Genomic DNA, 17,482 nt, shown 5'->3' on the forward strand with positions numbered 1-17,482 from the left:
AAATAAAATGAAATTTAGTGAAAAGTGGTTAAGAGAGTGGGTAAATCCTGCAATTGATACGCAAGCTCTTTCGGAACAGCTTTCAATGGCTGGTTTAGAAGTAGATGGCGTAGAGCCGGCAGCAGCCAAATTTAATGGTGTTGTTGTAGGTGAAGTGGTTGAATGTGGTCAGCACCCTGATGCAGATAAACTACGTGTAACAAAAATTAATGTTGGTGGTGATGAACTGCTTGATATTGTTTGTGGTGCACAAAATTGCCGCCAAGGTATTAAAGTTGCTGTTGCCACTGTTGGTGCAGTATTACCAGGTGATTTTAAAATTAAAAAGGCCAAACTTCGTGGTCAACCATCACACGGCATGTTGTGTGCGTTTGATGAGCTAGGTATTAGCGAAGAAGGCGACGGCATTATGGAATTGCCGCTTGACGCGCCGATTGGTACAGATTTACGCGAATACTTAGGGTTAGATGACAACATCATAGATGTAGATTTAACCCCTAACCGTGGTGACTGTTTAGGTATTAAAGGTCTTGCCCGCGAAGTTGGCGTATTGAACAGCATTGATGTTAATACATTAAGCATTCCAGCAGTAGCGCCGACAATTGAAGATAAAGTATCAATTGAGTTGGTTAACGATGAAGCTTGTCCTCGTTATTTAGGCCGTGTTATTAAAGGCATTAACCTTAATGCTGAAACTCCTTTATGGATGGTTGAAAAGCTACGCCGTAGCGGTGTGCGTTCAATCGACCCAGTAGTTGATGTGACTAACTTTGTTTTATTAGAGCTTGGTCACCCAATGCATGCATTTGATTTAAATGCGATTGAAGGTGGAATTAAAGTACGTAGTGCAAACGCAGGTGAAGAATTAGTTTTACTTGATGGTAACACTGCAAAGTTAAATGAATCGACATTAGTGATTGCCGATCATCATAAAGCGCTAGCCATTGCTGGTATTTTTGGTGGTGAGCAATCTGGCGTTACTGAAAAAACAGCTGATATTCTGTTAGAAAGCGCATTTTTTAATCCTGTTGCCATTGCTGGTCAAGCACGAAGCTACGGCTTACATACCGATGCATCTCATCGCTATGAGCGTGGCGTAGACTTTGCGCTACAACATGACGCAATGGAGCGCGCTACAGCGTTACTGCTTGAAATTGTTGGTGGTGAAGCGGGCCCTGTTGTTGAAGCTGTTGCTGCTGATAAGTTACCAAAAGTAACTGAAGTACGTTTACGTCGTTCACGTTTAGATCGCGTTATTGGTCATCATATTGAAGATGCGAAAGTAACCGATATTCTGACGCGTTTAGGACTTGATGTTAAATTTGACAATGATAGCTGGAGTGCTGATGTACCAAGCTACCGTTTTGATATTCGTATCGAAGAAGATTTAATTGAAGAAGTTGCACGTGTATACGGTTATAACAGCATTCCTAATGTTGCACCAACTGCAAAACTGAAAATGACCACGCATGATGAGTCAACTGTTGCCCTGAGCCGTTTTCGTAATGCCTTAGTAACACGTGGCTATCAAGAAGCCATTACTTACAGTTTTGTTGACCCTAAAGCGCAAGCTATTTTACACCCTGAGTGTAATGCATTGGTATTGCCGCACCCAATTTCAATTGAAATGTCAGCGATGCGTGTAAGTTTAATGCCAGGGTTGCTTTCATCTGTTGCGTATAACCAAAACCGCCAACAACCTCGTATTCGCTTATTTGAACACGGCCTTAAGTTTATCAGTGATGAAAATGCTGAAAATGGTGTATACCAAGTGCCTGTTATTGGTGGCGTTATTACTGGTTTGGTTCATGGTGAGCATTGGGTTGAAGAAAAACGTAACGTTGATTTTTATGACCTAAAAGGGGATGTTGAAGCATTACTTGCAATTACCAACGATGTTAGCCGCTTTGAAATTAAAGCTGAGCAATCGGATGGTCTTCACCCAGGTCAGTCTGCCGTTATTTATGTTGATGGTAAAAAAGTAGGTTTCTTTGGTGCATTACATCCTCAAGCGCAAAAATCGTTAGATATCAACAATGCTACTTTTGTGTTTGAAATTGAAATGTCGGCATTAGAAAAAAGAAATTTACCTCAAGCTGTAGGGGTGTCTAAATTCCCATCAAATCGCCGCGACATCGCTATTTTAGTACAAGACAGCGTTAAAATTGGTGATATTTTAAACGTCATCGGAAAAGTTGGCGGAAATCAATTGGTTGACCTAAACTTATTCGATGTGTATAAGGGCAAAGGTATTGAGCCAAATTATAAGAGTTTGGCGATTGCTCTAACACTGCAGGCGGTTGATAGAACACTCGAAGAGAAAGATATCAATCAGGTAGTTGATAACGTGGTGGCCGCACTGGCCGAACAGTTTAATGCATCGTTGAGGGACTAGATATGGCGCTTACTAAAGCCGACATAGCTGAACACCTATTTGAAAAGCTCGGGATCAATAAGAAAGATGCCAAAGATTTAGTTGAAGCGTTTTTTGAAGAAATCCGCTCAGCGCTTGAAAAAGGCGAGCAGATTAAGCTCTCTGGATTTGGTAACTTTGATCTTCGAGATAAGAAAGAAAGACCGGGACGTAATCCGAAAACGGGAGAAGATATTCCAATTTCAGCACGTCGCGTAGTTACTTTTAGGCCGGGGCAAAAGTTAAAGACCCGTGTCGAAGTAGGCACAAGCAAAAAATAAACAAAAAGGCAGCGCAAGCTGCCTTTTTTGTGTCTGTTGTATTATTTCCGGGGAGAAATAAATTTTCCTTGGCTTATTTGATGTAAAGTTTGCTCCGCGAGGGCATCTAAACTCTCTAAATTCTTTCCTTGTGCTATTAACTGCTGCTCAATTAATAATATGTCGATATTTTTTATCCCAGAGAGCTCTGCTATTTTGGCAAAAATGTACGCGTGCTTATATTGGTGATGCTTGTAAAAAAGGCTAATTAAAGAGGTGTAAATTTCTGGAACAGGTATTTGCTTAGCTTGATTTAACGCCAGTGTGTTGTATAAAAAACCAATCGCTTTGTGCTCATCAACTTTAATATAATAAGACGCTAAATAAAATTGCATTTCAGCACTCGTTTCCACTTCGGGGGTATTTTCTAGAGCAAGTAGCCGGGTGAGTGCTGTTTCATCATTGTTTCTTGACCAATGGTAATAGAGTAGGCCAGGGTGAGTGGTTGCTTGTGTTTGCTGATAAATACGTGCTATTTCTTTATTACTAGTGAGGTACGCTCGTCGACGGGCGGTGGTTTTACCTTTTAGCTTTATATGTTGGATATTAGCAGCTAAGCCGATACATTGGTTGTAGTGCTCAAACGCTTTGAGTAATTGATATTTGTGCTCATCGGTTGGTTGTAAGGATTCGCGGTAGCGAGAAAGAATAGTACGCTCTCGCTGAGCCTTACAGTGGCTATCGTGGTTAAGATCATTGCACATGGCGGGTGATTGCACACAAATATCTTCAACGGTAAAAGATTCTTCACATCCTGCAAGCAACAATGCAAAAGTGAGGGTTATGTGCTTAAAAGCCATCCGAGCCTCTCAATTTATTAGGGTCTGTTGACCTTTCAAGGTTGAATTTGCAGCAGTCTGTTTGGTATTGAGGCAAGGCAGAGCCTATGTGGTGTATTCCCCATAAATAGGCGATAACGCAGCATCAATGCCAAACAGGCGCTGCCCGAAGGGTTCTGCCTAGGGGCGATTTACTCTTTGTAGCTCGGTTTTGACTTAGCCCACTAGGTTACAAACCTCGCGCCGCGATTAAATTGCCCCTAGTTTGAACAAATTTTAATCCGTAAAGGTCAACAGACCCTCATATAGTATTATTCTAGCCTAAACTTTAGTCTCTAACAGTGGAGAATAAAATGAGATTAAATTAGAATAGGCCTGCCCGAAGGAATGTGTTGCTCTCAAAATTCGATACATTCTTAGGCTATCCGTTCAAAATTGTTTAATTAGGTAAAAAAAATGACCTCATCTCACGAGTTAGAATACACAAGTAGCTGGCAAGAACGTCAAGATTACGCTGAAAGCATGCAACCAATTATTGGTAAATTGTACCGTAATCGTGGTATTGAAATCGCTGTTTACGGCCGTCCATTAGTAAACTCAAGCACTATTGATATTATTAAGTCTCACAAATCAGTAGCCCAGTTTGAAGGAACTAAACTTCGCCTACGTGAAAGCTTCCCATTCTTAGAAGCTATCAGCAAAATGGAATTAAATTCTGCCCGTATCGATATTGGTAAATTAGCATACAGCTATTTATACACAGAGGCTGCGAATGGCCGTTCAGTAGAAGAGTTCGTTAAAGACGAGCTAGCTGAAATTGTTGATTCTGAGCCTAAAGCGCCACGTGACGTAGTACTTTACGGCTTTGGTCGTATCGGTCGCTTATTAGCACGTTTGTTAATTGAAAAGTCAGGCCCTTATGCGGATTTAAACCTACGCGCTATTGTTGTGCGTGGTGGTAAAGACGGCGATTTGGAAAAACGTGCAAGCTTATTGCGTCGTGATTCTATCCACGGCCCGTTCAATGGTTCAATTACCATTGATAAAGAGCGCAATGCAATTAAAGCTAACGGTAGCTACATTCAAGTTATCTACGCTAATTCGCCAAGCGAAGTTGATTACAGCGCTTACGGTATCGAAAACGCACTTGTTGTTGATAACACAGGTATTTGGAAAGATGAAGCTGGTCTTGGTCAACACTTAGAATCTAAAGGTGCTGCAAAAGTATTATTAACAGCGCCAGCTAAGGGCAACATTAAAAATATCGTTTACGGTGTAAATAACCAAGATATTTTACCTGAAGATAAAATTGTATGTGCTGCAAGCTGTACAACTAATGCAATAACACCAACATTGAAAGCATTAAACGATCAGTTTGGTATTAAGAATGGTCACGTGGAAACAGTTCACTCATACACTAATGACCAAAACTTAATTGATAACTACCACAAAGCAGAACGTCGTGGTCGTGCTGCGGCACTTAACATGGTTATCACTGAAACAGGTGCAGCTAAAGCGGTATCTAAAGCATTGCCAGAGCTTGAAGGTAAACTAACAGGTAACGCAATTCGTGTACCTACACCAAACGTATCGTTAGCTATCTTAAACTTGAATCTTGAAAAGAGCACGACGGTTGAAGAGCTTAATGCGTTTTTACGTGAAACAGCACTTCACTCAGACCTACGTGATCAAATCGATTACACAGCGTCAACTGAAATCGTGTCTACCGATTTAGTGGGTAGCCGTTACGCAGGTGTTGTTGATTCTCAAGCAACGATTGTTGATGATAACCGTGTTGTACTTTACGTATGGTATGACAATGAGTTTGGTTATAGCTGTCAGGTAGTTCGCTGTATGCGTGATATGGCAGAAGTCTCATTCCCAAGTTTACCTCGCTAAACATATGAGCAATTAAAAAAAGCCAGCACTTGCTGGCTTTTTTAGGTCTGAAGATTTTTAAAGTGTAGTGGTTATGGTACGCTTTATTAAATTGAGTACGTAGTAATAGCCGTTTAAAATGCATGAACACGTACTTACCTTTTGGCTAAATCCCTTGGTCAAGATACACAGTTAACTAATAGGTTTGTTGTAATGAAAATCAGTAGCAATTTTGACAGTGGTAATATTAAAGTTATTGAAGCCACCGATCCGTTAAATATTCAGTTAGAAATTAATAAAGATTATCAGTCTGAGTTTTATCAGTGGTTTCACTTTCGTCTTGAAACAACGCCTTATCAACTACATCAGTTAAATATTAATAACCTTGATAAGTCTGCATATCCAGACGGTTGGGTAGACTACCAAGCGGTTGCCTCATATGACCGTCAAACATGGTTTCGTGTACCGTCTTCATATGAAAATGGCACACTAACATTTGAGCTTGAGCCTGAGTGCAGCAGCGTTTACTTTGCCTATTTTGCTCCTTACAGCTACGACCGTCATTTAGACTTATTATCATGGGCACAAAGCCAAGAGCTTTGTCAGTTAGAGACGCTAGGTCAAACCCTTGATAGCCGTGATATGAGCGTGCTTAAAATTGGTCAGCCAAGTGCAGATAAAAAAATCATTTGGGTTACCGCTCGTCAACACCCAGGTGAAACTATGGCAGAGTGGTTTGTAGAAGGCTTATTACACAAGCTACTTGATGATGAAGACCCACATGCTGCAGCCTTACTATCAAAAGCGGTATTCTATGTAGTACCAAATATGAATCCAGATGGTAGTGCACGTGGTCACTTACGTACCAATGCTAAAGGGGTTAACTTAAATCGTGAATGGCAAACGCCAAGCATGGAAAACAGCCCTGAAGTTTACTTGGTGCTTAATAAAATGCGCGAAGCAGGCTTAGACATGCACCTAGACATTCACGGGGATGAAGCTATTCCATATAACTTTGTTGCCGGTAGCGAAGGTATACCAAGCTATGATGCACGCTTAAAAGGCTTAGAAGACAGCTTTAAAGCCGCGCTTTTAACGATTACTCCAGAGTTTCAAGATACTCATGGCTACGATAAAGACGAACCAGGTCAAGCTAACTTAACAGTAGGTTCATCAGCGACCGCTGAAGAATTTAAAGCGCTTACTTACACAGTTGAAATGCCATTTAAAGATAATAATGACTTACCAGATCCAGATTACGGCTGGTCAGATCGCCGTTCATATCAATTTGGTCAAGACACCTTAGCAGCCATTGTTAATGTTGTAGACAACTTAAGATAAAACGCGTGTTTTAAAGGGTATCAATAATATTGATACCCTTTTTAATTTAAGCTAAACCGGCCGTCCCAGAAAATAAAACTCATTTACCCACCACAGCACCAAAACGTTCCAATACACCTTCTCGGCAGACTTAATACCGTATAGTCTATATCAACCTGCACTGCGTTAAACGTTATCGACAAGTCTATAGTGAGTTGTTTTGAAAATTAACTGTTAACAAGGTTGGGTACTTAAGTTAATATCGATTGAACAATAAGAAAGACGGAAAAGATTAACCCCTTATTTCGTAAAGCTTATGACAGGTATTCTGAATAGCAGAGTATGGTAATTAATAATAATAAATATAACTGTGAGGATGTTCATGGAAGCTTTTGTAAGCGCCGTTAATGATGTTGTTTGGAGTAATGCACTCATCTATTTATGCCTAGGCGCAGGCTTATTTTACTCAGTGCTAACTCGATTTGCTCAAGTTAGACATTTTAAAGAAATGTGTAAGCTATTATTTAGCCCTAACACTTCAGAGAAAGGGATCTCGTCTTTTCAAGCCCTTGCTGTCTCGTTATCTGGCCGAGTAGGGGTTGGAAATATTGCCGGTGTTGCAGCCGCAATTGGTTTTGGTGGTCCCGGTGCTATTTTTTGGATGTGGGTTGTTGCTTTTTTAGGTGCAAGTACTGCATACGCGGAGTCAACATTAGGTCAAATTTATAAATTAGAAGAAGACGGCCAATACCGCGGTGGTCCAGCGTATTATTTTGACCGTTGTTTAGGGCAAAAGTGGCTGGCTGTATTATTTGCTGTATCGGCAATTATAGCCTGTGGGGTTTTCTTACCAGGGGTGCAAGCAAACGCTGTAGGTAATGCATTCACTCAAGTATTTGGTGATGGCACTATGGTCTCTACAAGTTTTGGTGACGTAGGCAGCTTTAAACTCGTTGCGTTGGCTATTATTCTTATTGTTTTAGCGTTTATTATTTTTGGTGGTATAAAACGCATCGCTAATTTTACGCAAATTGTTGTGCCATTTATGGCGCTTGGTTACATCGTTCTCGCCTTAATTGTGGTATTTATAAACTTAGACAAAATACCGGGTATTTTCTCGCTCATCATTGGTGATGCATTTACAGCTCAAGCAGGCTTTGGTGCCGCAATTGGCTGGGGTGTTAAGCGTGGAATATACTCAAATGAGGCGGGCCAAGGTACAGGCCCTCATGCAGCGGCTGCAGCAGAGGTTGATCACCCTGCACAGCAAGGTTTAGTTCAAGCTTTTTCTGTTTATGTTGATACACTCTTTGTATGTACAGCAACGGCATTAATGATTTTAATAACGCAGCAATACAACATTGTTGGTGAATTACCTGCGGGTCAATTCATTGTACAAAACGTTGATGCAGCAACTGAAGTGGGTTCAGCAGCGTTCACCCAAATGGCGTTGTTTAGTGTATTTGGTGGCTTTGGAGAAGCGTTTGTAGGCATCGCCTTATTTTTCTTTGCTTTTACCACCATACTGGCTTACTACTTCATTGCAGAGACGAATATCGCGTACTTAAACCGCTACTTTAAAGGAAGTATTCCGCTTGTAGCCGTAAAACTTGTCATTATGTTTATGGTAGCCTACGGCATGGTTAATAGCTCAGGTTATATTTGGACTATTGGCGACATAGGCGTTGGCTTAATGGCGTGGATCAACATATTGGGTATATTAGCTATTTTCTTTGTCGCTAAACCGGCCTTAACATGTTTGAGTGATTATGAAGACCAGAAGAAGAAAGGTGGAGAAATCACGTTTGATCCCGTTAAATTAGGGATTAAAAACGCCACTTTCTGGGAAAAACGTCTTGAAAAGCAATCTAAAGACGCTGAATAAACAGACCCTAGTAACCTAATATGAACTATTGGGTTAAATTCAAAAAAGACAAAGAGCAATAAAACAAGTACAATGAAAAGCGCCGAAAGGCGCTTTTTTTATGCGTAGTATGGAGAGAGATGTATGGCGATTATTCGTTGCCCCAAATGTGCAAAATCAATTTCAGATAAACATCCGCAGTGTCCACATTGCCAAAGTAACGTTGCTGAATTAAATGCCGAGCAAGTTCAACAACTTCAACGTGAGCAGCGAATTAAAAAGCAGCAAATGTTTATGAACCACTCCTTTTTAGCGCTGATCTTATTTTTAGGTGGCTTCTTTTGTTTGTACTTCCTACAACCTCAAGAAAAAACACTTCAGTGGTATGCGTATACCTCAGCCATAGGCATTGGCTGTATTTGGTACCTTATTAACCGTATTATTTTAGTGACTCTGAAAAAGAAAAAATGACATGAATATTGACAACTTAGTACAGAATATTACTCCAGAATTATTTGAGCGCCTACAATATGGTGCATCAACAGGGAAGTGGCCAGATGGCACACCTTTATCAGATGAACAAAAACAACAGACAGTGCAACTTGTGATGTTGTATCAAGCAAAAGTAGCACAATCAAACGAGCAGTTTACCATTGGTGCAGATGGAGAAATGATCCAAAAAACCAAAGCGCAACTACAAAAAGAATTTAAATCAGATAACGAAATAGCTAGGTTCAGTGAAAATGATCTTTAAACACCTTTTTACACCAAAATGGAAACACCCGAAGCAACAAGTTCGTTTAGATGCGATTGAAAAACTTGATGTAGCACGCGACGTAACAATTTTAAGTACCTTAGCGCTTGAAGACTCATCGGCTGAAATTCGCCGTAAAGCACTGCAAAAAGTAAACGATTTACCGCTTTGGTGGAAAGCTTACAAGCAAGATCAGGCATTAAAAGATGTGGCTGAGCAGCAAATATCGTCTGCTGTATTAAACAGTGAAAGTAGCTTATCGGCGCAGATTAAAAATGAGTACATTGAACGTTTTGCACCGGTTAAAACCCTTGAAAAACTGGCATTTGCAGAAAAAGAGTTACAAGTAAGAGTAAAGTTATTAAAACGCCTAGCAAACCCTAAACTGATTGAAAAAGCCTTTAAAGAAGCCAATGAAGAGCTGCAAAAGCAGTTAGTTGACTTAGTCATTACACAGCAGTTAACTAAAGCTTTGTTAAAGCATGCTCAAGGTGAAGCTAAAACGGCCCTTGAAAGCCATCTTGAAAACGAGCGTTTAGCGCTTGAAATGCCAGCGCGAGTTGAAAATGCTACCCGTGTTATTTTAGCCAAGCTTAATGCACTGCGTGATAAACACGACTACGCTATTGTTGACCCACAAGCCGCCGAACTTATGGCACAGTGGCAAGCACTAGAGTTAAAATGGCTAAACGAAGAACATGTAAAAACCCTTGATGCTAAATATATTTCAATTACCGATAAGCTTGATGTTCACATTGCCACATTGAAAGCGCAGCACGAAATAGAGCAGCAACGTTTAGCGCAACAACAGCGCCAAGTCTTAGCATTAGCCACGTTAGAAGCGTTGAGTGAAGAAATTGAAAATGCATTACAGTTAGGATTAGAAACGCCAGAGCAAATTCAGCAAGATTGGCTAAATGCCAAAGTAGCGCAAGCGAAAGATACGCTAGATAAAACGCAACTGGTGGCTGATCAGCAATCAAAACAAGTGATTAATAAGCTTGAGCAGCTATTCTCACAAGTTGCTAAGTTACCTGAGCTAACTACGGCGATTAAAGAATATAAAATTGCCTACAGTACGCTTAGTGAAATAAAACCTGCAGAGCAACTTAGCGATTACGATCAACAGTTAACAGCGTTCAATGACACATTTAAAACTGCACGTAGTCACCTAAATGTACTTAGCACTGATTTACAAGCGTCATTCAAAACTCAGCTTAACAGCCACAAGAAGCAGTTTTTAGCCGCAATGAGCGAACTGACAAAGCCGCTAGAAAAAACCCAAAGCCAAGCTAAGCGAAAAGCGCGCGATGTTAAACGTCTAATTGAAGAAGGTCGTTTTAATGTTGCATTTGGCGTATTTAAGGGCTTCGAAGAGCTATACAATGCCTTAACTGAAAAGTATCAACAGCCACTGGTTAACTTAAAAGCCGACCTAGAAGCGCAATTAGCCGATGCTAAAGACTGGCAAAAGTATGCAGCGGCTCCTAAGCGCGCTGCACTTTTAGAAGAAGTAACACTGTTAGTTGATGAGCCTTGTAACGATCCACAACAGCGTGCTGACCAAGTTAAAGTATTGCGAAAGCGTTGGAACGAGTTAGGACGCCTTGATACAGAGCAAGAAAAGCAGCAAGGTAATGAGTTTGATGAAAAAATTGAGCTATTGTTCGCACCTTGTCGCAGTTATTTTGCAGAACAAGAAAACCAGCGTGAAGCGTCTAAAGTAGAGCGTGAGCAACTAATAGCGCAAATGCATGCACTGCACTTACAAGCGACAGAGGATGCTGATTTAGATTGGAAACAATTTGAAAGTCACTATAACCGATTACAAAAAGCATGGCGTAGTGTAGGTAAAGTTGATCCTAAAACATACCGCGTATTAAACGAGCGTTACAAGGCAGAGCAACAGCTTGTTGTATCTTCACTTAATGCGTTTCACAAAGGCAATGCTGCACTTAAAAATGAGCTTGTGGAGCAGGCGCAACAGCTATCTCAAAGTGAAAACCTAGCAGAGGCTTGTCAGCAGTTAAAGCAGTTACAGCAACAATGGCAGAGTATAGGTTTTGCAGGCTTAAAAGCTGAGAATGCACTGTGGCAAAAATTCCGTGAGTTTAATGATGCAACATTCACTAAACGCAGCGAAGAGTTTGAGCAGCAAAAACGCGAGCAAGGTGAGTCAGATAAGCAGGCTACAGCTGAACTTAATGAGCTAGAGGCGGTTTTAAATAGTGTTGAAGGTAAAGCCCAGTTACTTGATCTGCAAACCAAAGTTAAAGGGTATATGCCATTTAAATCGTTAACGCCTAAAGTATCCGCTTTGTTGTCAGCCATAGATGAAAAGCTAACAGGGTTAGTTGCTAAAAATGAGCAGGCTAACTTAGACGCATTATTTGTTGCGCTTGAGAATAATGAGCCGGTGCCAAGCCAGTTTACTGGTGCGGTAAAAACGACATTAAGTACCGAGCAGTTGCTCATGCGTATGGAAATACTAGCCAACGTTAGTTCGCATGATTCAGCGCAGAGAATGGTTGAGCAAGTGGCAATGCTAGATGACAAACACCGTGGTGACCACGCTGATTTAAACTATTATTTAAAGCAATTAATAGCGCTCAGCGAAGGTTCAGTCAAAACTGACACACTAGCAAGGTTAAAAGTTATTTTTGCTGTAAACTAACTTTTATCAACTAAAATAAAAAAACCGCTATTAAAGCGGTTTTTTATTATGGCTACTTACTGCCAAGACGATTAATGAATAGGGTTTTGCATGAAATTTTTTGTTTTTATTTCACTATTATTTATAACTGCCTGTAACAGCACTCAAGGTATTTCGGTTTATTCATTTACAAATTCAGAGGTTGAGTCATTACTAAATAAAGAGTTACCTAAATTAAGTGAAAAAGTCAGCCTGATGGGCTTACCTGTACAGTTTGATGTAAATGATTTAAGCGTTAATATTGGCCCCGACAACAGTGATTATGTTTTATTAGGTGCTGATTCGAGCGCCGAAATCAATGCCTTTGCATTAAAGTACCCTGTGCGTTTAAAGTTACAAATCCAAGGCACGCCTTTTTATGATAGCGAGAAAAAAGCCGTATTTTTACGTAATGTTAAGTTACTCGATTCAAGTATTGATGCCGGTGGCTTTAAAGGTAATTTAGAAGTGCTGGATAATGAGGCGATGGATGTCATGAATGCCTTTTTGGCGGTTAACCCTGTTTATAAGTTAAATATGAACGACCCTAAAATGGCATTGTTAAGTAATCTACCCTTAGATTTAAAAGTAGTCGAAGGCGCTATTAAGCTAGTACCTCGGTTATAATTTAGATCCAATAAGCGCAATAAAACGTATTAGTTGACCTTATTATTAATAGATTAGGTTAATTATGGCTAATGAGCGATCCGTTCCCACCTCTCGACTTTCACGATTTGCAAAGTTAGGCTCATTAGCCACCGGTGTTGCCACAAATATGCTAGTAGGTGGTGCCAAAAGTGCGCTTAGTGGAAAAGGCTGGGATAATAAAAGCTTATTACTCCAGCCGAAAAATATTGAAAATTTAGCCACTCAGCTATCGCATCTTCGCGGTGCGGCAATGAAGCTTGGGCAACTGCTTTCAATGGATGCTGGCGACTTATTAACTCCCGAGCTCGCTCAGTTACTGTCTTTGTTGCGTGCCGATGCCAACCCAATGCCACATAAGCAATTAGTGAGCGTGCTAAAAGAGCAATGGGGGGATGACTGGTTATCGCGTTTTTCTCATATTGAGCTGAGGCCTTTTGCAGCAGCATCAATTGGGCAGGTCCATTTGGCTTATAAAGAAAATGGTGCTCAATTAGCGGTTAAAATTCAATACCCAGGTATTGCAAAAAGTGTAGTAAGCGACGTAGATAACGTGATCACTTTACTTACTTTATCGCGATTATTGCCCAAAGAATTGGATATAAAACCCTTAGTTGAAGAAGCGAAAGGGCAGTTATTAGCTGAGGCTGATTACACCCTAGAAGCAGAGTATTTAGCACGCTATAGAAACTTATTATCGACTCACCCCCACTTTAAAGTGCCTAGTGTGTATGTAGAGCACAGCACTGCGCAGGTGCTTACAATGGAGTATGTTGATGCCAAACCCATAGAAGGCATTTGTGATTTACCCGCTGCTGAGCGAAGCTATGTTGCAGAGCAACTAATTGATCTGTTTTTTAAAGAAATGTTTGAGTTTAAGTTAATTCAAACCGACCCCAACTTTGCTAATTTTCATTATCAACCAGAGTCACAAAAAATTGTGTTATTTGATTTTGGTGCCACCCGAGAAATTACCTCTACCCTTAGTGATGCTTATTTTGCCTTGTTTAAAGCCGGCAGTAATAATGATCGTGAAGGCGTGCTCAATGCCGCCACAGCTATTGGCTATTTTAAAGACGCTTTAAAAGATGACTATAAAGAAAGAGTGATTGATTTATTTTTAATGGCTTGCGAGCCACTTCGCTATAATGGCGAGTTTGATTTTAAAAACAGTGAACTTGCTGGCAACATCAAAGATGCCGGATTACAGTTAAGTGCCCAGTCGCAGCAGTGGCATACTCCCCCTGTGGATGCATTGTTTATTCATCGCAAATTAGCTGGCTTATATTTAATTGCAGCGCGTTTAGAAGCCAAAATAAATATTAAGGCGTTATTTAGCCATTATTAAGTGCTAAAGCAGGATAAAATTGGCATAATACTCGCGATATTTCGCGAGGTCGTATTATGATAAAAAACTTTTTAAACGATCCTACCTTATTGCTCAATGCGGTAGGTGAGGGTATATACGGATTTGATTTGTCCGGTAATGCGGTATTTGTAAACCCAGCTGCAGAGCGAATGACTGGGTGGACAGCCGATGAATTATTAGGCAAAAAAATACATCAATATCATCACCATAGCCATGCCGATGGCACCCCTTATCCTGCCGATGAATGCCAAATTTATTGCACTATGTTTGATGGCAAACGCCGCGAAGTAAAAAACGAAGTATTTTGGCGCAAAGATGGCAGTGCCTTTGCCGTTGAGTACACCTCTACCCCCGTTTATAAAAATAACCAGCTTATTGGTGCTGTGGCAGTATTTCGCGATATATCAGCACAACAGCAAACCCAAACCCAGTTGCACGAAGCGTTAGCTCAAGTAAAGCATCTAAGCGAGCAGCTAAAAGATGAGAACGATTACCTTATTGCCGAGCTTAACGAGGATTGGCAAGATTCGGGTCTGGTTGGTCGCAGTGATGTATTTCAACGCATGTTAGATCAAATACAGTTAGTGAGTGAAACCGATAGCACCGTACTTATTCTTGGCGAAAATGGTACTGGCAAAGAGCTGGTGGCACGTAACTTACATAGATTAAGCAAACGCAACGAGCAGGCGTTTATAAAAGTTAATTGTGCGGCATTTACTCCAAGTTTATTAGAGTCTGAGCTGTTTGGACACGAACGAGGCTCTTTTACTGGGGCTAATGAGCGTCGTAAAGGGCGTTTTGAACTTGCCGATCATGGCACTTTATTTTTAGATGAAATTGCAGAGCTACCATTAGAGTCCCAAAGTAAGTTATTACGGGTATTACAAGAGCGTGAATTTGAACGTGTTGGCGGTAGTCAAACCCTTAAAGTTGATATTCGCATCATTGCTGCAACCAACCGTAACTTGTGGGAAATGGTACAAGCAGGGCAGTTTAGAATGGACTTATATTACCGTCTAAATGTGTTTCCCATTCATGTGCCAGCACTTAAAGAGCGAAAAGAAGACATTCCTTACTTGTGTCAAAACTTAATTGCGCAAATAAATAAGCGCTTAGGTAAACAATTACAGGGGTTAAGTAAAAAAGCGATCAGGCAATTACAAGCCTATGACTGGCCAGGTAACATTAGAGAGCTGCAAAATGTACTCGAACGAGAAGCTATTTTATCTAAACACTCTACATTACAGTTAAGTCAGTCGCTTAAAGCGGGCGATGATAACGCCATAAACCCAACGCTTACACTTGATGAAGCACAAAAACAGCATATAAGCAGCGTATTAGCACTGTGTAATTGGAAAATTGCAGGTGAACAAGGCGCGGCAAATAAGTTAGGCTTACCAGAGAGTACCTTACGCTCAAAAATGCAAAAGTTAGGACTGCGTCGTCAGAGCTAGCTCGTGATATATCGCGATAGTCGCTAAATGTCGCGATATTATAGTTCGGTTTTATTTTTAAAATCATTTAATATCAATACTTTAGTTTAGCTTTTAGTGTGGTCTGAAAGTTGCAAATACTTGTTTAATACCCGTCACTATGAAGTAAGTAGCATGAAGTTTGATATTAAAGAAGAAGACATGATCATTAAGCCCTATAAAGAAGAGGGGCCAATTTATATACGCGAGCAAAAAGGTTTTTTTCAACGTATACGCCGTAATTTAGGCTGGCTGTTAATGCTGAGTTTTATTGCCATTCCGTGGGTTCAATATAACGGTCAGCAAGCGGTTTTATTGGATGTGGCCACCCAAAAGTTTACTATTTTTGGCCTTACCTTGCTCCCTCAAGACTTTATGATTTTAGCCATGCTGTTTATGGTGGGAGCGTTTGCCCTATTTTTTGTTACCAACTGGCTTGGCAGAGTATGGTGTGGTTATACCTGCCCACAAACCATTTGGATGTTAATGTTTTCTTGGGTTGAGCAACGTATAGAGGGTACACGTAACCAGCGTATTAAGCTTGATAAAAGCCCATGGGATATTACCAAATGGCGAAAAAAATCACTAAGCACAGTGCTTGGCTGGTTATTTCGGTGCTCACAGCCACCTCATTTTTAGCGTATTTTATTCCCGCTAAAACCTTGTACCTAGAAATGTTAAATTTAGAGTGGTCAGGGATCACCAGTTTTTGGGTATTTTTATTTGCGTTTTGTACTTATGGAAATGCGGGCTTTTTACGTGAAAAAATGTGTACTGTGGCGTGTCCGTATTCGCGCTTTCAATCGGTGATGTTTGATAAAGATACGCTGGTGGTTACTTACGATAGCGAACGGGGTGAAAATCGCGGCCCACGTAAACGCAAAGCTGATCCGAAAGCACTTAATTTAGGTGATTGCGTAGACTGTAACTTATGTGTGGAAGTATGCCCTGCAGGGATTGATATTCGTAATGGCTTGCAATATGAATGTATTAACTGTGGTTTATGTATTGACGCTTGTGACGACACTATGGATAAGTTTGGCTACGAAAAAGGGTTAATTAAATACGCCAGTGAAAAGCAAATGGCAGGGCAAAAAACCAATCCATTTAGGCTTAAACTTGTAGGCTATGGGGCGTTAACTGCGCTATTAATTATATCTATGTTTGCTTGGATGTTACAACGCACCCCTATAGAAGCTTCTGTGCTTAGAGATAGAAACGCATTGTATCGAGTAAATTACGAAGGCTTAGTTGAAAATCCTTACACACTTACTATTATCAATAAAACTCAGCAACCGCTGCATTATTCAATTTCAATTAGCGGTTTAGAGGGAGCTACATTGCAAAGCCCAAATGCTATATTAGTAGAGCCTGGGCTGATGAAAAGTGTGCCGGTAACGGTGACTGCAGACGGCTACGATTTAGCACGCAAAGTGAGCAAGCTGAGTTTTGTGATTACTTCGCAAGAGGATCCTGCAATTACTATTACCAAAGACAGCCAGTTTTATAAAAATTAATAAAGTATGAGTCCTAGCCAGTTAACAACCTGACTCGGCTAGGGCTAGCTGCTTAATTACAAATTTTTTGGCGCTTTGACAATCATCAAACAAGCACTCTTGTAGAGAGCATCACGGCCAGAGCTGTGCATAATCCGCTGCAATTGCCTTATAGCAATAGGCGAGGTGAGGACAAACGCACTGATCAAACAGTTATTAATCCCCATTGTTTGGCTTACATCTATCATGTTTTTTTCAGCATCGGGGGTAGCAGCAATCACTTCTGGAGAGTGGCTAATATAACCCCAAGGCAAATGCTTAAACGGTTCAATGGTATTTAATAAAGCGGCTTTAAAATGATTTAATAACTGAGGGTTTAAGCTACCTTTAAACTGCCCAATAACTATATTTCTTTCAACGCGCAAGCTATAACTGCCGTAGTTATTTTCAAATTTCAATAGCCGCCCCTTTTATTGATTA

13 protein-coding genes and 1 pseudogene are annotated in these 17,482 nt (G+C 40.6%); 12 read left to right on the forward strand and 2 right to left on the reverse strand.

Annotated features, from left to right (window positions below):
* The first annotated feature begins 7 nt into the window (after positions 1 to 7).
* Both pheT and ihfA read left to right on the forward strand, forming a co-directional pair.
* Positions 8 to 2,395 (forward strand): phenylalanine--tRNA ligase subunit beta, encoded by a 2,388-nt coding sequence (gene pheT / locus AB8618_RS05265; protein ID WP_413401618.1) that lies wholly within the window; start codon positions 8 to 10, stop codon positions 2,393 to 2,395.
* A gap of 2 nt (positions 2,396 to 2,397) precedes the next feature.
* Positions 2,398 to 2,694 (forward strand): integration host factor subunit alpha, encoded by a 297-nt coding sequence (gene ihfA / locus AB8618_RS05270; RefSeq protein ID WP_008114070.1) that lies wholly within the window; start codon positions 2,398 to 2,400, stop codon positions 2,692 to 2,694.
* Between the two features lie 41 nt (positions 2,695 to 2,735).
* Here ihfA and AB8618_RS05275 read toward each other — a convergent pair whose 3' ends face one another.
* Positions 2,736 to 3,533 (reverse strand): DUF2989 domain-containing protein, encoded by a 798-nt coding sequence (locus AB8618_RS05275; RefSeq protein WP_409425103.1) that lies wholly within the window; start codon positions 3,531 to 3,533, stop codon positions 2,736 to 2,738.
* A gap of 435 nt (positions 3,534 to 3,968) precedes the next feature.
* Here AB8618_RS05275 and AB8618_RS05280 point away from each other — a divergent pair, with 435 nt between their 5' ends.
* From AB8618_RS05280 to ccoG, 10 genes and pseudogenes are all read left to right on the forward strand, one after another.
* Positions 3,969 to 5,411, forward strand: a complete 1,443-nt coding sequence (locus AB8618_RS05280; protein ID WP_413401621.1) for a glyceraldehyde-3-phosphate dehydrogenase — start codon at positions 3,969 to 3,971, stop codon at positions 5,409 to 5,411.
* Positions 5,412 to 5,603: 192 nt separating this feature from the next.
* Positions 5,604 to 6,731, forward strand: a complete 1,128-nt coding sequence (locus AB8618_RS05285) for a M14-type cytosolic carboxypeptidase (RefSeq protein WP_413401623.1) — start codon at positions 5,604 to 5,606, stop codon at positions 6,729 to 6,731.
* Positions 6,732 to 7,092: 361 nt separating this feature from the next.
* Positions 7,093 to 8,595, forward strand: a complete 1,503-nt coding sequence (locus AB8618_RS05290; protein ID WP_008114078.1) for an alanine/glycine:cation symporter family protein — start codon at positions 7,093 to 7,095, stop codon at positions 8,593 to 8,595.
* 123 nt (positions 8,596 to 8,718) lie between these two features.
* Positions 8,719 to 9,045, forward strand: coding sequence for a hypothetical protein (locus AB8618_RS05295; RefSeq protein ID WP_008114079.1), 327 nt, complete (start codon positions 8,719 to 8,721; stop codon positions 9,043 to 9,045).
* A gap of 1 nt (position 9,046) precedes the next feature.
* Positions 9,047 to 9,328 carry a YeaC family protein gene (locus tag AB8618_RS05300; protein WP_008114080.1) on the forward strand — a complete coding sequence of 94 codons (282 nt, stop codon included), beginning with the start codon at positions 9,047 to 9,049 and terminating at the stop codon, positions 9,326 to 9,328.
* Positions 9,318 to 12,002, forward strand: coding sequence for a DUF349 domain-containing protein (locus AB8618_RS05305; RefSeq protein ID WP_413401626.1), 2,685 nt, complete (start codon positions 9,318 to 9,320; stop codon positions 12,000 to 12,002). Before AB8618_RS05300 ends, AB8618_RS05305 begins: the two co-directional genes overlap by 11 nt.
* Before the next feature lie 90 nt (positions 12,003 to 12,092).
* A complete protein-coding gene (locus AB8618_RS05310; RefSeq protein WP_409425108.1) occupies positions 12,093 to 12,647 on the forward strand; it encodes a DUF1439 domain-containing protein in 555 nt (184 codons plus the stop codon).
* Positions 12,648 to 12,711: 64 nt separating this feature from the next.
* Positions 12,712 to 14,013, forward strand: a complete 1,302-nt coding sequence (locus AB8618_RS05315) for an ABC1 kinase family protein (protein WP_413401628.1) — start codon at positions 12,712 to 12,714, stop codon at positions 14,011 to 14,013.
* A 56-nt stretch (positions 14,014 to 14,069) separates the two neighbouring features.
* Positions 14,070 to 15,488, forward strand: coding sequence for a sigma-54 interaction domain-containing protein (locus tag AB8618_RS05320; protein WP_413401631.1), 1,419 nt, complete (start codon positions 14,070 to 14,072; stop codon positions 15,486 to 15,488).
* 153 nt (positions 15,489 to 15,641) lie between these two features.
* Positions 15,642 to 17,023: pseudogene (gene ccoG / locus AB8618_RS05325) on the forward strand (cytochrome c oxidase accessory protein CcoG).
* 56 nt (positions 17,024 to 17,079) lie between these two features.
* On the opposite strand, the gene AB8618_RS05330 reads toward ccoG, so the two are convergent.
* Entirely contained in the window at positions 17,080 to 17,460 is a 381-nt protein-coding gene (locus AB8618_RS05330) for a hypothetical protein (protein ID WP_409425111.1), read from the reverse strand.
* Positions 17,461 to 17,482: the final 22 nt, after the last annotated feature.

It is taken from the genome of Pseudoalteromonas sp. RW-H-Ap-1, from assembly GCF_048318575.1.
GTDB lineage: Bacteria > Pseudomonadota > Gammaproteobacteria > Enterobacterales > Alteromonadaceae > Pseudoalteromonas.

Excerpts from the sequence above, each read along its gene's own strand:
- pheT (WP_413401618.1), top strand. The coding sequence starts at position 8 with ATGAAATTTAGTGAAAAGTGGTTAAGAGAGTGGGTAAATCCTGCAATT.
- ihfA (WP_008114070.1), top strand. The coding sequence starts at position 2,398 with ATGGCGCTTACTAAAGCCGACATAGCTGAACACCTATTTGAAAAGCTC.
- AB8618_RS05275 (WP_409425103.1), bottom strand. The coding sequence starts at position 3,533 with ATGGCTTTTAAGCACATAACCCTCACTTTTGCATTGTTGCTTGCAGGA.
- AB8618_RS05280 (WP_413401621.1), top strand. The coding sequence starts at position 3,969 with ATGACCTCATCTCACGAGTTAGAATACACAAGTAGCTGGCAAGAACGT.
- AB8618_RS05285 (WP_413401623.1), top strand. The coding sequence starts at position 5,604 with ATGAAAATCAGTAGCAATTTTGACAGTGGTAATATTAAAGTTATTGAA.
- AB8618_RS05290 (WP_008114078.1), top strand. The coding sequence starts at position 7,093 with ATGGAAGCTTTTGTAAGCGCCGTTAATGATGTTGTTTGGAGTAATGCA.
- AB8618_RS05295 (WP_008114079.1), top strand. The coding sequence starts at position 8,719 with ATGGCGATTATTCGTTGCCCCAAATGTGCAAAATCAATTTCAGATAAA.
- AB8618_RS05300 (WP_008114080.1), top strand. The coding sequence starts at position 9,047 with ATGAATATTGACAACTTAGTACAGAATATTACTCCAGAATTATTTGAG.
- AB8618_RS05305 (WP_413401626.1), top strand. The coding sequence starts at position 9,318 with ATGATCTTTAAACACCTTTTTACACCAAAATGGAAACACCCGAAGCAA.
- AB8618_RS05310 (WP_409425108.1), top strand. The coding sequence starts at position 12,093 with ATGAAATTTTTTGTTTTTATTTCACTATTATTTATAACTGCCTGTAAC.
- AB8618_RS05315 (WP_413401628.1), top strand. The coding sequence starts at position 12,712 with ATGGCTAATGAGCGATCCGTTCCCACCTCTCGACTTTCACGATTTGCA.
- AB8618_RS05320 (WP_413401631.1), top strand. The coding sequence starts at position 14,070 with ATGATAAAAAACTTTTTAAACGATCCTACCTTATTGCTCAATGCGGTA.